Origin of the sequence: Nonomuraea phyllanthi, assembly GCF_006334985.2 — a bacterium.
GTDB classification, from domain to species: Bacteria; Actinomycetota; Actinomycetes; order Streptosporangiales; family Streptosporangiaceae; genus Nonomuraea; species Nonomuraea phyllanthi.
Genome location: NZ_VDLX02000011.1, coordinates 39752 through 55764, shown reverse-complemented (window position 1 = coordinate 55764; position 16013 = coordinate 39752). Strand labels below are relative to the sequence as shown.

Below are 16013 nucleotides of genomic sequence, written 5' to 3'. Positions count from 1 at the left end.
AGGGGTGTGGTGCGGGCTCCCGGGAGGGCCGTATGCTGCACTCGCATGAAGGATCTTGGTGGTCAGGTCGCGTACTGGGACAGCGTCGGCGTCACGAAGACGTTCACCCACCCGGTGAACGTCGACTGGCTGGAAGGGGTGAGCCGGGCCGCTCGGGTTCTGGACTACGGCTGCGGCTACGGCCGTGTCATGGCCGAGCTGGGCGAGCACGGCTTCACCGATGTGTCCGGCGTGGACCTGTCTCCCGGGCTGATCGCGCGGGGCCGCCGGCTGATGCCCGACCTGCGCTTCGCGGTGCTGGAGCGTCCGCCGGACCTGGCTTGCCCACCCGCGAGTTTCGACCTCGTTCTGCTGTTCGCGGTGCTGACGTGCGTCCCCGACGACGACGCCCAGCGGGCGCTGGTCGCTGAGCTCAGCCGTGTCCTGGCGCCCGGCGGGCTGCTCTACATCAGCGACATGATCCTTCAGGACGACAAGCGCAACCAGGCCCGCTACGCCGCTCATGCCCAGCAGTTCGGCACTCCCTACGGGGTGTTCGCCACCGACGACGGTGCGGTGTGCCGGCACCACGACATCGCCGAGTTGCGCGCCCTGCTGCCGGACTTCGACGTGGTGGAGGAGCGCCCGATCGACGTCGTCACGATGAACGGCCACCGATCACAGGCGGTGCAACTCCTGGCCCGCAGGAGGTGAGGTCACTGCCCTTCGTTCATGGCGGCGACGGCCACGGCGAGCGTCCCCGGATGGCGGACCGCCGTTCGCGGGTCCGTCTCCCGGCCCGCCCCTCGCGGGAGACGCGAATGGCGGAGCGGGGCCGGCCGAGAACTCGTGGGAGCATGGTTCTCCCTACGCGAAGGCCCGGACGGCCCGCGGGCCGACGAGCAGAGCGGTGCCGGGGTTGAGGAGGGGGATGTCCACCAAGCCGCTGTCCCTGCCACAGCCTCCTTCGAAGCCGCCGGAGTTCGGGCGGGACGCGCTCATCGTGTGCGAGAGCCTGGTGCGCATCTACCAGTCCGGATCGGTCGAGGTGCAGGCACTGCAGGGGCTGGACCTGGTCGTCGAGAGCGGCGAGATGCTGGCCGTCGTCGGGGCGTCCGGGTCGGGGAAGTCGACGTTGTTGTCCATCCTGGCCGGGGTCGACGCCCCTACCGCCGGCCGGGTGCGGGTCGATCGGTGGAATCTGCTGACCATGTCGCGGGCCGATCGTGTCCGGTATCGGCGGCATACCGTGGGATTCGTCCGCCAGCAGACGGCCGCCAACCTCATCCCCTACCTGACCGCGCGGCAGATGGTCGACCTGCCGATGACGGCGGCCCAGGCTCCCGCCCGTGCCCGTCGCAGGCGTACCGCCGAGTTGCTGGACATGCTCGGGATCGGCGACCTGGCCGAGCGGCGGCCCGCGCAGATGTCCGGCGGGCAGCAGATGCGGGTGGCCATCGCGGTGGCCCTGGCCAACGAGCCTCGCGTGCTGCTGGCCGACGAGCCGACCGGGGAGTTGGACAGCGCCACCTCGGCCGCGGTGTTCGGCACGTTGCGGGAGGTCAACCGGCGGCTGGGGGTCACCGTCGTCGTCGTGACCCACGACCCCGCGGTCAGCGGGCAGGTGGAGCGGACGGTGGCGATCCGCGACGGACGTACCAGCAGTGAGGTGTTGCGCCGTGCCGCCACCGGATCTGACGGCGACACGCAGGTGATCGCGGAGGAGTACGCCGTGATGGATCGGGCGGGACGGGTGCAGGTGCCGCGCGACTACCGGGAGGCGCTGGCGTTGACGCGGCGGGTCCGGCTGGTGCTGGAGTCCGATCACGTCGCCATCCGCCCCGACGGCGGCGAGGCCGGATGAGCCGCGGGCCGCTGGTCAGCGTGCGCGGCGTTCATCGGTCGTTCGGCAGCGGGGCGAACGCCGTACACGCGTTGCGGGATGTGACGTTCGATCTCACGGCCGGCACCATGACCGCCCTCGTCGGGCGGTCCGGATCCGGCAAGACCACGCTGCTCAACGTCATCGGCGGCCTGGATCGCCCCGACTCCGGCGCGGTCCTCGTCGACGGCACGGACGTCACGGCCCTCGACGAGGACGGCCTGTCCCTGTTACGGCGGGAGAAGGTCTCCTACGTGTTCCAGACCTTCGGCCTGATCCCGGTGCTGTCGGCCGCCGAGAACGTGGGCGCCCCGCTACGGCTGGCCCGCGTGCGGCCGGGCGAGCGTGAGCGGCGGGTCGCGCTGTTGCTGGAGCTGGTCGGCCTGGCCGACCATGCCGAGCAGCTTCCCGGTGAGCTGTCCGGTGGCCAGCAGCAGCGGGTGGCGATCGCCCGGGCGCTGGCCGCCTCGCCCCGTCTGTTGATCGCGGACGAGCCGACCGGGCAGTTGGACGCCGAGACCGGTCTGTCGGTGATGGCGTTGCTGCGCGGGGTGGTCGAGTCCGAAGGGGTGACGGTGCTGGTGTCCACGCATGATCCGACGATGCTCGCGCTGGCGGATCGGGTGATCCGGATCAACGACGGGCATCTCACCACCGAGCCGTCCGGCGGGCGGGCGGGGTCGTGAGCGGTCAGAGACTCCCGTGCTGAGGCTGGCCGCCCGCCGGGCCCGCGCGCAATGGCCGCTGCTGGCGGCCCTCCTGGCCGTCGCCGTCGTCGGCCCCACCCTGCTGGGCACCTGCGCGCTCCTCCTCACCCGCACCGCCGACCAGGCGCTGGAAACCGCCGCCTCCCGTGCCACCTCCGGCCAGATCGACGTCACCGCCTACACCATCACCGTCCGCGGCGAGGACGCGAGATCCGTCGCCGACGACACCCGCGCCGTGCTGACCTCGGCGCTCGCTCCGTTCGCCACGACGACGGCCGCGCGCGCGTCATCCGTGATGCGCTCGTTCCCGGCCGATCGGCAGCAGGCGGGGCGGGCCGGTGTGGCGTACCTGTCGGGGGTGGAGGACCTCCCCGCCCGCACCCAGCTGGCCGCCGGACGCCTGCCCCGGGCCGGCTCCGCGCCGATGGAGGCCGTGGTCCTCGAATCCACCGCGCGCCGGCTCGGCCTGGCCGTCGGCACCCGTGTCCGCCTCGGCACGGAGCTGGCCGACGATCCCGACCAGGCGGCCGAGGTGCGCGTCGTCGGCGTCGTACGCCCGCTGCCGGGCACCGGCTGGGACCGTGATCCCCTTGCCGCCGCCGGGTACGACCCGGCCTACCGCGACGGCCGCTCCGTACAGCCGGTGCACGCGTACGGACCGTTCATCGTCGACCTGCCCGACCTGCTCGCCGGCGGCTCCACCCTCGCCCGGCTGGAGATCACCGCCCACCCCGACCTCTCCTCCCCCGCCCGCCGCGACCTCGACACCGTCACCGAAACCGTGCTCGGCGCCGACCGCCGGCTGGGGCGCCTGCTCGGCGACCGGGTATGGATCGAACGCGTCGCCTCCCAGCTGCCCTCGATGCTGCTGGCCGCCCGGAACCAGCAGCAGGTCACCGCGGCCGCCGTGCTCGCCGTCGCCGCCATCGGCCTCGTCCTGACCGCGACCGCCCTCGCCCTCGCCGGCCGGCTCAGCGCCGGCGTGCGCGGCGACGAGACCGCCCTGCTGTCCGCGCTGGGAGCCGGGCGTGGGCAGCTCGCCGTCGCCGCGCTCGCCGAGGTCGGCGCGCTCGCCGCGCTCGCCGCCGCGGTCGCGGTACCGGCCTCGTCCGCCCTGCACGCCGGGCTGACCCGGCTGCCGCCCATGGCCGCGGCCGGGCTCAGCGCCGACCCCGGTGTGAACGGCGTGCAGGTGCTGTCCGTCGTCGGCGCCGCGCTGGCGCTGGCGGCGGTGCTCATCGTGCCCTCGGTGCGGACCGTCCCCGGCCTGCGCCGGCGGCGGGAACTGCTCGCCCGGTCCGGCACCGACCTGCTGCTCGTGGCGTTCGCCGCCGTCGGCTGGTGGCAGTTGCGCGACCAGCCGGCCGGTTCCGGCACCCCCCTCGACGCGGTACGCGTGCTCGCTCCCGCGCTGCTGCTCATCGCCGGGTCCGCGGTGGCGTTACGCCTGGTGTGGCCCGCGTTGCGGGGTGTGGAGCGGCTGGCTCGCCGTGCTCGCGGGCTGGTGGTTCCGCTGGCCGCGTTCGAAGCCGCCCGCAGACCGCAGGCGATCGCGGCGGGACTGCTGATCGGGCTGGGCTGCGCGGCGGCCACGTACGGGGTCGGGTTCGGCGCCACCTGGCAGCGTTCCCAGCAGGACCAGGCCGATCTGTCCGTCGGCACCGATCTCGCGCTCACCCTCGCCGCCCCGCCCGCCGCCGGGCAGGGGGCGGCGGTCGGCGCGGCGACCGGTGGGGTGGTGAGCCCGGCCACCGATCGTGGCATCGCGGTCGGGCAGTGGCTCGGGGGCGCCGGTGACCCGCCGCGGCTGGTCGCCGTCGACACCACCCGCGCCGAGGCACTGCTGCGCGGGCGGCTGCACGAGGGCCGCGGCTGGGCCGACGTGGGCGCCGTCCTCGCGCCCTCGACCCGTGCCGCCGGTGTCTCCGTCCCGGCCGGCGCCGCGCTCTCCCTGGTCGGGAAGGCGACCGGTACGACCCCGCTCACCGTGACTCCCCGGCTGCTGTTCGAGGATGCGACGGGGCTGCGCACCTCTTGCACGGGTGAGCCCGTCCCGCTCGACGGCAGGGCGCATCCGCTGCCGGACTGCGCGACGGCCGAAGGGCTGCGGCTGGTCGCGGTCTCCCTTCCGTTCGCCATCACTCCCGGGAACGTGGGCACCGGAAGCTCCCACGCCCTGGCCGAACCCCAGGCGGGCAACAGCCGCGTGGCCGTCACGATCACCACGCCCGGAACGGCCTCCGGGCCGCCCTGGACCGCCACCTCCGCCGAGCCCGCGCCAGGGCAGCTCGGTGCTCCGGCCGTCACCCTCACCGGCACCTCCGCGGGCACCGAGCTGAGGATGACGACGACCGTCGAGCTGAAGGGGCCGCCGGACGCCGCCAGGAACCTCATCGCCACGGCCTTCCCCGCCCCCGGACCGATCCCCGTCGCCGTCTCCGCCCGCTTCGCCGGCGAGGTGGACGCCCGGCCCGGCTCGCGGCTCGACCTCACCGTCGGCCTCACCCCCGTCCAGGTCCGCGTGGCCGAGGTGCTGCCGGCCGTACCGTCCGCGCCGGGCGCCGCGGCCGTCCTGGCCGACATCGACGCCCTCTCCCGCGCCCTCGCCGTCAGAGGCGACTTCGACGTTCCCGTCGACGAGTGGTGGGTCGGCCGTCCCACCAGGGCGGATGCCTCCGTACGCGGCACCGATCTCCGCCTCGGCGCCGTCACCACGCGCGCGTCCGAGACCGCCCGGCTCACCGGCGGCCCGCTGCGGGCCGGGCTGCCGGCCGCGCTCCTGCTGCTCGTACCGGCCGCGGTGCTCCTGATGATCGCCGGTGTCGTCCTGCACGTGACGTTCGACCTCCGGGCCCGCGCGGTCGAGGTGGCGCGGTTGCGGGGGCTGGGGATGACCCGGCGCGAGATCCGTACCGTCCTGCTCGGCCAGCACGTCGGCATCCTGCTGCCCCTGCTCGCGACGGGCGCGGTCATCGGCGCGCTCGCCACCCGCGTCGTCGCGCCCCTGATCGTCCGCTCCGACACCGGCGCCGCGGCCGTTCCCGCGGTCGTGCCCGTCTGGCCGTGGGCCGCCGAGGCCGCCCTGCTCGCCGTGCTGCTGGCCGGGTGCGCGCTCGCGGTGAGCGCGGTGGTCGTCGTCCAGGCCCGGCGCGCCGACGCCGCGTACCTGCGGGTGGCGTCATGAGGGTCCCGGTGCCGCACTGGCCCAGCGTCTTCGGCCGCGCCCGCGCCGACGCCGGGCCGCTGCTGCTGGCCGCCGCCGTCGTGGCGGCCATCACGCTGCTCGCCGGTGCGGTGCCGCCGATGCTGTACGCGACCGCCGACGACGCCGTACGGGACGCGATACGCCGGACCGGCGCCGACCTCCGGGTCCACTCCCGCATGGAACGCGACGACGGGCTCGGCGGCGTCCGCGTCCGCGCGCCCCGCCTCGCCGAGGTCGTCGACGACTTCCGCGGCAGGGCGACGGACGAACTCGGCCCCGGCCTGCGCGCCGTCCTGCATCCCCCCGTCGCCACCGTCACCAGCCCCACGCTCAAGATCACCGATGGCAGCGTGCTGCGGACGTTCCAGCTCGCGTACCTGGCCCGCGACGGTGGGCCTGACGTGACCTGGATCGCGGGCGGCCCGCCCCGGCCCTCCGGCTCCGAGACGGCGCAGATGGCCTTCGGGGCGCCGCCATGGCCGGTACAGGTGGGCCTGTCGGAGGCGCAGGCCGCCGCTCTCCGGCTCCGCACCGGCGCCCTCATCCCGCTGGCCGACGACCAGGGGAACGTCAAGAAGGTCCGGGTCAGCGGCATCTTCCGGCCCCGCGACAGTGCCGACGCCGCCTGGCGGCTGCTCCCGGCGCTGCTGCGCCCCGTCCCCGGCGCGGACGGTGTGGGCAGCACCCGGTTCGCCGGGCTGCTGTCACGCGACTCCCTGCCCGATGCCCGGCTCGCCTTCGGGCAGGACGAGCTGCGGCGTACCGTCTGGTTCACCCCCGACCCGAGCCGGCTCACCTGGGACTCCGTCCCGTCGATCTTCGCGAAGGTGGTCGCGCTCAAGGCGGCCTCCGGCTCCTCCGCCGCCCGGGACGGCTCGCTGAAGTGGGAGACGCGGCTCGACGGGGTGTTGCGGGACGTACGCTCCCAGGTCGGCGCCGCCTCCGCGCAGGCCTCGGTGCTGCTCGTCGCCGTGCTCGCCGCCGCGGTCCTGGTCCTGCTGCTCGCCGCCGACCTGCTGGTACGCCGCCGCATCCCGGCCCTGGCCGCCGCCCGCCGGCGGGGGATGTCTCTGCCCGTGCTCGGTGGCGAGCTGCTGCTGGAGTCCGCCGTGGTGGCGCTGGCGGCCGCGGCGGCGGGGCTCGGCCTGGCCCGTCTCCTCGCGCCAGGGGTCTCCTGGGCCTGGGCGGCTCCCGTGGTGGTCGCCGCTGTCGCCGCCGGACCGGGGTTCGGCACGATCGCCGCCGCCCGTGCCACCCGGGACCGGCGTGTCCCGGCCAACCGGAACGCGCGGCGGTGGCTTCGCCAGACCGTACAGCTGCGGCGGGCCGTTCTCGAGGCCGGCGTGCTGGTCGCCGCGGCCGGCGCCTTTGTCGCTCTGTACCAGCGTGGGGTCGGTGGCGGAGTGCTGCCCGCGAGCGCGCCCGCCCTCGGTGCGCTCGCGGGCGCGCTGGTGCTGCTGCGGGCACTGCCCGTCGGGACGCGCTTCGTGCTCGACCGGGCCCTGCGGTCGCGGCGGCCGCTGGCGGTGTTCGGGGCCGCGAGGGCGGCGGCGACGTCGGCGCGGGTGCTGCCGCTGCTGGTGCTGGTGACCTCCATGGCCTTGGCGTCGTACGCGCTCACCCTCGGCGCCACCACCGGTCAGGGGACGGCCGAGGGGCCGCTGGCCACGGGGCTGCTGAGGCTGGCGTGGGCCTCGGCCGTGACCCTGCCGGTCCTCGGCCTGCTGGGACTCGCGCTCGGCGCGGCGGCCGACGCGCCGCAGCGGTGGCAGACGCTGACCCGGCTGCGCACCCTCGGGCTGCGGCCTCGGGAGGCACGCTGGGTCGCCGCGGGGGAACTGCTGCCGCCGACGGCGGTCGCCGCCGTGGGCGGCCCGCTGCTCGGGGTGCTGCTCGCCCGCCTGACGTTCGGCTCGCTCTCCCTGCACCTGATCACCGGCGCCGAACCGGCCTTGGCGCCGCCGTGGTGGTGGCTCGGCCTGGTGGCGGTCACGTTACTGGCGGCGGTCGCCGTGGTGGTGCCCGTGGAGTCCGTGCTACGCCGCCGGCGGCGGCTGAGCGAGGTGCTCCGGGCGGGCGACGGATAGATCATGTGGTGAAAGGCGCCCTGGTGACTCCGCAGCGGATCCTTGAGCTCCTCATCATCGGTCGCCTGCCTCGCGACGCGTCCGGCTGCGGACAGCCGGACGCGAAGCTGAGGAGACGTCAGGAGATGGTGAGCGTGCCGTTCGGGTTACGGGCGCACGTGACGATCGCGCGGGGTGCCGCGGCGACGGCGCCGGCCAGGCACTGGCCGAGGACCGTGTGGCCCGCGGCGTTGGGGTGCCACGACTCCTGGCAGGTCTGGAAGTAGGTGACGCAGGTGTTCGCCGCCCGCTGGATGCCGATCTTGTCCCAGCCGGACAGGCTTGTGATGAACGTGCCGGACGGCCCGTCCTGTACCCGGACCGGCGTCGCGAGCGCGCCCGCCGGGCTGCCGGGGTTCTCGCAGAGCCTGGCCCCGTCGAAAGCCCGTTGGACGTCCAGTACGCGCAGGTCGGCCGCCGGGCGTTCGGCTGCCAGCGTGGCATGCGCGTTCTTGACCAGGGAGCCGAGGTTCTGGGAGAACACGTGTCCAGGGGCGAGGCTCGCACGGTGGATCGGGCATCCGGCGGCGTAGCGCTCGGCGCCGAGGGCGCGGAACTTGTCGCGGGTGTCGGTGCGGTTGTCCTCTTCGTGGTACTCCGAGGCGAGATCGAGCGGCAGCGGGTTGGTGTAGGTCTGCAGAATCACCTGGTGGGTGCCGTCTGCGTCGATCTCGGCGAGGGTGTCGAGGATCTGGCGCAGGGCCGCGGTGGTCTCGGCGGTGGCGGCGGCGACCTCGGCGTCGGTGGCCAGGTCAGAAGCGGTACAGGGCTCCTGCGGCACCTCGCCCTTCAAATAGGCCCAGAACTCCCACCAGCCCGTCCAGGCGTCGGCGATGAAGCGGTTGGCGCACAGCGTGGCCACGTCGCCGAAGGTGAACCGGGTGTTGTTGGAGCCGAGGCCGACGAGGACGACGTCGATGTCGTGCGTCCGGGCGATCGCGCGCAACTGATCGAGTTGCGAGGCGACGGCGCGGCCCTCGGCCCGCGCGCTCGCGGGGGTGGCGATGTCGGCGGGCTGGGCGCCGGAGCACGCGAGGTTGAAACGTTGCTGAATGCCCGGGAGCGACGCCCTGAACACCGAGGCGTTCGCCGACCGGTGGCAGAAGTAGGCGTTGCTGTTGTCCGCCGACCAGCCGGGAAAGGCCTGTGCCGTACCGGAGGCGTCGACGACGGGCTGGTAGTCCCCCGCACCCTCCCCGCTGACGAAGCTGTCGCCGAGCGCGACGGCGGCGGTGGGCAGAGCCGCCTGCGCCGGCCCACCCTGCGCGACCTGGATGCCCGCCGCACTCACCAGGAGCATGACGACCGCGGCGGCACGCTGGAGTAACCTCATAACCACCTCATTTCCTACTAAATAAGTACGAAATGCGCATGTGTGGATCACAACACGAGGCACCAACGGCGTCAACATGCCGCCCTCCGGCAGTCAGCGGAGTGCAGTGGTGGACGACCTCGCTCGCCCTCTGCAGCAGGGGGGCAGCGGCCTGATCCAGGAAGCAGGCTCGATCCTTCGTGCGGGAAGGCGTGTCGTTGCAAGGTCTTCGGGGAGGGCTGGGAAGCCTGATCGGCTCTCCAGCCCTTCCCGGTCAGCTGATCTGCACGACGATCTCGCGAGTACGGGTGACGCCGGCCGCGTTCTCCAGCTCGGCGCGGTAGGTGTGCCGGCCCGCGGCCCGGCCGGTCAGTGCGGTGGCCACGTGCTGGGCCGCGGGGGTCGCCGCGGTCAGCGTCCGGGTGTCGATGAGCACGCCGTCCTCGTACAGCCGGTAGGTCGTGCCGTTGGTTCCCCACCACAGGTCGAAGGAGACGGTGTACGAGCCGTCCTCGTCCTGGTTGTCGTGGGAGAGGACGCCGACGCCGGGTTCGGCGTCGGTGACGCGGACGGTCAGCGGCTCGGTCGTGGTCTGCCCGTTCCGGTTGATCAGAACGGCCGTGTACTCGTAGTCACCGTTCGGGCGCCCGGTGACCGGGACGGAGACGTGCTGGGCGTTCGGGGTGTCGTCGGTCAGGTCGCGGGTCGCGATGAGCCGGCCGTTCTCGTAGAGCTTGACCCGGGTGGCGTTGGGACCCCACCACAGGCTCATCGTGACCGTGTGGTTGCCGTCCGCGAGCCCGTCGGCCCAGCCGCTGTCGCTCCACAGGACGCCCTGGCCGGGCGGCTCGGTGGTGGTCCCGGCGGGGACCGCGGGCTCCAGAGCGGCTACGGCGTGCGCGAGGCCGTCGGCCGCCGCGTCGACGGCCTGCTGGGCCGGTTCGGCTCCGTCGGCGACCAGCGCGGAGGCGGACGTGCGCGCGTCGGTGAGCGCCGCCCAGCTCTCCGGCGTCCAGTCGTCCTCCGAGAGGCCGCCGGTCTCGGCCAGGTAGAGCCGCACGGCCGTGGTGTCCACGATCGTCCGTACGAGCTGGACCTCCGCGAGGTTGGTGTTGCCCGACGGCGCCAGGACGCGCACGGCCCCGTAGGTCACCGGCTGGTCGAGAGTGATCTCGTTCCAGGAGGCGCTGGTCACGGTGCCGGCGGTGGCGAAGGTCTGCCAGGTCTGCCCGCCGTCGCCGGAGCCCTGGAACTGGATGCCGCTCGCCCGGGAGGCGAACCCGTCCCTGGGCAGGAAGCGTACGGTCTCCACCGTGAAGGTGGCGCCGTCATCGGGGACGACGCTGACCCACCCGGAGGACTGGGTCGTGTCGGTCAAGGTGGTGGCGTCGCCGTCGAACATCGACCAGCCGTTGGCGGCGGCGTCCTTGCGCCCGTCCCAGGACGGGCTGCTGGCGGTGACCCACGGCTGCCGGACCTCGGCGGCCCCGACCGGGGCGGGCTCCAGCAGTTCCCAGGCGTCGAGGAGCCGGGCGGCCAGCGCACGGGTGTCCGCGCCCGGCTCCAGCGCGGCGGCCCGCACGGCGTCGGCCTCACGCGTGAACAGGATCGCGGAGGCACGGGAGTACGGGGCGAGGTCGACGGCGTCGGCCAGGTCCAGGACGGTGTCCAGGCCCACCTCGGAGCGCTCGCCGTCGATGCGGAAGTCGGCGAGGGTCCAGATGCCCGGGTAGGCGGGGTCGGACGGCACGCCGGGTTCGTCGACCTGCAGTTTGAGGTACCGGTAGGCGGTGTCGCGCAGGTCGGCGCGGACCGGGACCCGCTCGATGGCGACGTCGTCGCCGCCGTTCGGGTGCTCCGTGAGCAGGGTCCAGGCCTGCCCGTCGCCGGAGCCGTAGACGTTGGTGCCCTCGGCACGGTTGGCGAAGGTGTCACGGGCGAGGAACCCGAACCCGTCGGCGCGGACCCGGTAGCCGACGCCGAAGTCGAGCACGATGCTCGGCACGCGCTGGTCTCCCCAGGTGGTCTGGTTGTCGCCGTCGGTCAGGGCGACGAGGGTCGGGGTGGACAGCGGGGAGGTGACGATCCGGGAGAAGTCGAGCGTTCCGTCCTCCAGCCGCGGGTTGAGCAGCGCGAGACCGTCGACGGCGACGCGCAGGTCCTCGAGCAGCGTCGCGAACTCGGCGGAGCCGGCGTCGGCGACCGCGGCGAGGGCGGCGTCCCGGGCGGCGGCGGCGTCGGTCCACGTGGCCGCCGTGTACGCCTCGGGCGCCTTGAGCCCGTCGAGGCTCGCCTCGACGGCCGCCGCGCGGTCCTCGGCGACCGTGACGGTGATCGGCAGCGCGGTGTCGGTCTCCCCGGCGGAGGCGACGACGAGGAACGTGTGGGTTCCGGCGTCGCCGGCGGCCGGGGTCCAGGTGAGCGTTCCGTCGCCGGACAGGGTGGCCGACGACGGCGCGCCCTGCAGGCGGAACGTGATCGGGCTGCCGCCCGTGGCCGACAACGTGCGGGTGAACGGCTCGCCGGCCACGCCCACGACGGCCAATGAGCCGCCGACGTCGAAGACCGCCGGGTCGAGCGTCCCGTTCGCCTGCGCGAGCACTCCTGAGACGTCGACGTGCCCGTCGCCGCCGACGGCGCGAAGGAACACGATGTTCGCGCCCACCGGGGAGACGGGGTGCCTGGCCTGGTCGATGTCGAGCGTGACGTAACGCCACCGCCCCCCGGTGTCGGGGAGCTGGACGGTCGCGTACGTCCGGGCGCCCGGCGCGGGCCGGACCTCGAGGGTCGCGACCGCATCGGTACGGACCTCGAACCCGACGAGCGCGGTGCCGCCGCGGGCAGGCCACACGGCCCGGCGCACCGCGAGCCGCCCCTCGTCGGCGGCGGCGTCGAGGCGCACGTACCCGGTGCCGTCCTCGTCGGTGCCCGGCTTCGCGCCGGCGCCGACGGCGTGGCCGAACTGGGTGACATCGAGCTCGGGACCGTCCTGGACCGGCGGCACCGTTCCGCTGGAGCCGGCGAGCTCAGGCGGGAACGCCACCCAGTACTCGGCGGCGTTGAAGTCCGAGCCGCGCAGGTTCCAGAAGTTCGCCACCCCGGTGCCGTTGTAGTAGAGCGGGCCGTCGCGATGCGCGAAGACCTCGGCGACGTGCGGCGCCTCGGCCTCGACGTCGACACCGGCGACATAGGTGTACTGGTAGTACAGCTCGCTGACCGAGTCGATCAGCCGCCCGCGGTAGGCCTCGGAGAGCTTGCCGGACCCGCCGGAGGTGTCGACGTAGGGCACGTCCTCGCCCAGCATGAACGCGTAGAAGACGTCAGCGCCGGCCAGGGTCCGACGGCCGAGGAACTCGTACGGGCTGACCGCGTCCCCCGCGGTGGACACGGTGCCCGCCACCGGGTCGAGCCGGGTGCCCTGGTTGTTCACGATCCGCGCGAGCGTCGTCAGGATGTCGACGTCGCCCTGCGCGTGCGCCTGGTCACGCCCCATTTCCATGTGCTGCACGAAATCGCGCCCGTACGGGTTGAGCGGGTCATCGGCGGAGATGACGCGGTAGAGCGAGGCGAGGGAGCCGTTGACGTCGCCGCCGTTGATCGTGTGCTCGCTCGTGTAGGTCGCGTTGACGGTGTACCACTCGACGCGCTCGGCGTACAGGTCGGCGTCGTCCAGGAAGACGGCGGCCGCGATCATGCCGACCACGCCGTACAGGTGCTGGTTCCACAGCCGGTTCTGGGAGTACAGGAACGTGTTCAGGACCGGGTGGATCAGGTTGTCCTCGATCCGCTGCTGGTCGCGGCCGGTCCAGCGCAGGTCGTACCCGTCGAGGGTGTCGTTGACCGGGGTGGTGGACCGGATGATCTCGGCGGCCACGAGCATCTTGTACAGCGGCTCGCCGGTGTGGATGTGGGCGTCGGGGAAGTAGCGGTACTTGGCCGGGTCCATGCTGCTCCACGTGCGGATGACGTGCAGCGCGTTGGCCCGGTACACCTCGTCGCCGGTCACGACGTACCGCAGCGCCTGCGTCAGCGCGCCCACGCCGTCGTTGAGCGCACGGGAGCGCATCGAGGCGGCGTCGTAGGCGTCGCTGAGCGGCTGCTCGTCCGACGTGCCGGCGTTCTGCGCCTTGAAGGTCCGCGAGGCGAACCCGGTCCGGGTCATCGCGTCGTAGTAGCCGGCCCACGGCTCGGTGCCCGCGAGCACCTGCGTCCGCATGTTCTCCAGGTTGCCGGCGGTCAGCCCGACGCCCGGGTGGACGAACCCGGCGTCGCTCGTCGTCGTGACGATCTCGGGTAACGCCGTCCCGGTGACCTCGGCGTCCGCCGCGCCGGCCGGCGCGGTGAGCATGGCGCTCAGCGCGACCGCGCCGAGGACGGCGGCGGCCCCGCGCAGCCGGCGTCGTAGCCGGCCGGGCCTCGTGGTGATCATCGTCGGGTCTCCTCTCTCGTAGGATGCTGCCGGCCTGGGGATGAGGGGCTCGGTCACCTTCATGACGACGGGCCCGGCCGGTCGGCGACCTGGACGCGCAGCAGCCGGGCGGACAGCGGCGCCGGCAGCTTGGCCTCGACCGCGGTGCCGCCGCCGACGACCGCGACGGACTCACCGCCCCACGTGGGGTACAGGACCTGCACTCCCCCGGCGGCGACCATCCCGGGGAGCCGCAGGCGCACGCTGTCGCCGCCCCGTGTCCCGCGGCCCCCGTCGTCGGCACGGCGCCAGACCGCCAGGTACAGGTCGCCGCCGTCGCGTGCGCCGAGGGCGACCCACGGGTCGCGCCAGCGGGGCAGGCCGAGGGGCCACACGGGCATGGATCTCGCGGCGGCGTGGCGGACGGCGCGGTGGACGGCCAGCGCCTCGCGGACGGCGGCCTGCTGCCCGGGGCGCAGGGTGTCGATCCGCCCGGCCAGATGGACCCGCGAGAGCAGGGCGGTCACCAGGGAGAACGCCGTCTCCTCAAGCGTCATCGTCCCGTCGAGGGACGCCCACACGCCGGCCTGCTCGGGCGGGATCGCCAGGGGCGCGGCGGCCGCGATCGGGGGTGTGAGCCGGAAGTCCTGCTGGTCGGTCAGCGACTGGACCGGGAACACGGCCCCGGTCGCGGCGTCGGTGCGTGAGCCCCCGGCGGCGCAGCCCTCGACGACCAGGCCCGGGTGCCGGTCCATGACCGCGCCGACCCAGTCGAGCAGGGCGCGGTCGTGGCCGAGCAGCCCGTTGCCCGGGGGCTCGCCGCGCCCGGCGTCGGTCCCCGGGCCGATGTCGACGTTGTAGTCGAGCTTGAGGTACGCCAGGCCGAACCCTCCCACGAGGCGGTCGACGACCGCGTCCAGGTGCGCGCGGGCCGCCGGGTGGCGCAGGTCGAGCTGGTGGCGGCCCCACTCGGTGACCCGGTGCCCGCGCCGCTGGAAGAAGGCCCCGGCGGGCAGGCTCCGGGCGACCGGGCTGCGCACGCCGACGACCTCGGGCTCGAGCCACAGTCCCGGCTTCATGCCCAGGTCGCGAATCCGGTCGAGCACGGCGCCGAGCCCACCACCGGGGAACCGGGTGACGGAGGGCTCCCAGGCGCCGACGGAGTCCCACCAGCCGCCGAGCTCGTCGTCGTACCAGCCGGCGTCCATGACGTAGTATTCGGCGCCCAGGTCGGCGGCGGCCTCGACCAGGGGCAGGACCCGCTCGGTCGTCGGGTCGGACATCAGGCCGTTCAGGAAGTCGTTGTAGACCACGGGCAGCCGGCCGTGGTCGGGGTGCGGACGGCGGGTGCGCCGGCGGTGCGCGGTCAGGGCGGCGGCGACCGCGCCGAGGGTGGTCTCGTGCCCGTCCGGCTGCCCGGGCACGACGGCGAGGCTGACCGGCACGGTCCGCACCCGCGCTCCGGGTCCGACGGCGCCGGCCCACTGGTGCTCCAGGGCGGTCGGTCCGGTGGCGAGCAGGTAGACGTCGTCGTACCGGTCGCCGAGCTCGGCGTGCCAGGCGCCGTTGGTCTCGACCTGCCAGGCGAGCATCCGTCCTGTGCGGGTGTCCTCGACGATGCCCTGGGCGAGGTGCTCGGACGTGGACCAGGCGCCGGTGGAGGTCAGGCTGACGCGGTTCTTGGACCCGACCTGGCCGTGGCGCACCATGCCGACGTCGATCAGCCCACGCTCGGCGAGCGTGGCGCGGTGCCAGCGGAACTCGCCGCTCCAGGGGTTGGCCGCCGCCCAGAGCAGGAGCTCCTCCTCCCAGCGGGCGCCATGGCCGAGGCCCGAGAGCACGCCGGTGGTCGCGTGGTCGAGGACCGCCGGGCGGACCGCGGTGACCGTCGCCGACGACCGCACGACCGGCACGCCGTCGTACACCTCGTACGTGACGCGGGCGCGCAGCCCGGCCCCGTCCTCGGCGAGGTCGAGCTCCAGGCACGCGCGGTCGCCGTCGCGCCGCTCGCGGTGGCCGGTGAGGCGCAGCCGCTGGGCGGCGGCGCCGTCGACGTGCCGCTTGCCGGACGTCCCGGACCGGCCCTCGCCCAGGACCGACGTCTCCAGCACCGGCAGCGCCGAACGACGCAACGCCGGCAGGTCCGGCTCGCGTTCGGCGGCATGCCAGAGGGCCACGAGCCTGGGGGCGGTGCCGGGCCCGTGGGCGATCACGATCCGGAGGACGTCGTTGCCCCACTCGAGGTGCCGCTCGTCCTCCTCGGGCAGCCCGGGCAGCGTGACGGTCACGCGACCGCTCCGGTGACCGGGGCGATCGTCCACTCGTCGCGCCACTCACCCCACGGCCGCCCGGGCGCGACGATGCCCCGCGGGGCGTGCGAAGGCGTGGGCATGG

General features: G+C 74.2%; 8 protein-coding genes. 5 read left to right on the top strand and 3 right to left on the bottom strand.

The window, feature by feature from the left end; translation table 11 throughout:
- Positions 1–45: 45 nt before the first annotated feature.
- The 5 genes from FH608_RS27815 (at position 46) to FH608_RS27795 (ending at position 7860) form a co-directional block, all read left to right on the top strand.
- Positions 46–693, top strand: coding sequence for a class I SAM-dependent methyltransferase (locus tag FH608_RS27815; RefSeq protein WP_139633570.1), 648 nt, complete (start codon positions 46–48; stop codon positions 691–693).
- 217 nt (positions 694–910) lie between these two features.
- A complete protein-coding gene (locus FH608_RS27810) occupies positions 911–1843 on the top strand; it encodes an ABC transporter ATP-binding protein (protein ID WP_139633569.1) in 933 nt (310 codons plus the stop codon).
- Positions 1840–2547 (top strand): ABC transporter ATP-binding protein, encoded by a 708-nt coding sequence (locus FH608_RS27805; protein ID WP_139633568.1) that lies wholly within the window; start codon positions 1840–1842, stop codon positions 2545–2547. The genes FH608_RS27810 and FH608_RS27805 overlap by 4 nt, the downstream gene beginning before the upstream one ends.
- A 16-nt stretch (positions 2548–2563) precedes the next feature.
- Positions 2564–5752 (top strand): FtsX-like permease family protein, encoded by a 3189-nt coding sequence (locus tag FH608_RS27800; protein WP_193318655.1) that lies wholly within the window; start codon positions 2564–2566, stop codon positions 5750–5752.
- The gene (locus tag FH608_RS27795) at positions 5749–7860 is read left to right on the top strand and encodes an FtsX-like permease family protein (RefSeq protein WP_139633567.1); all 2112 of its coding nucleotides are present in this window, start codon (positions 5749–5751) and stop codon (positions 7858–7860) included. Before FH608_RS27800 ends, FH608_RS27795 begins: the two co-directional genes overlap by 4 nt.
- Before the next feature lie 118 nt (positions 7861–7978).
- Here FH608_RS27795 and FH608_RS27790 read toward each other — a convergent pair whose 3' ends face one another.
- The 3 genes from FH608_RS27790 to FH608_RS27780 form a co-directional block, all read right to left on the bottom strand.
- Complete coding sequence (locus tag FH608_RS27790) at positions 7979–9232, bottom strand: SGNH/GDSL hydrolase family protein (RefSeq protein WP_139633566.1); 1254 nt, start codon at positions 9230–9232, stop codon at positions 7979–7981.
- A 253-nt stretch (positions 9233–9485) separates the two neighbouring features.
- A complete protein-coding gene (locus FH608_RS27785) occupies positions 9486–13640 on the bottom strand; it encodes a discoidin domain-containing protein (RefSeq protein ID WP_139633565.1) in 4155 nt (1384 codons plus the stop codon).
- Between the two features lie 59 nt (positions 13641–13699).
- Positions 13700–15907 carry a glycoside hydrolase family 36 protein gene (locus FH608_RS27780; RefSeq protein ID WP_226899974.1) on the bottom strand — a complete coding sequence of 736 codons (2208 nt, stop codon included), beginning with the start codon at positions 15905–15907 and terminating at the stop codon, positions 13700–13702.
- Between the last annotated feature and the right edge of the window lie 106 nt (positions 15908–16013).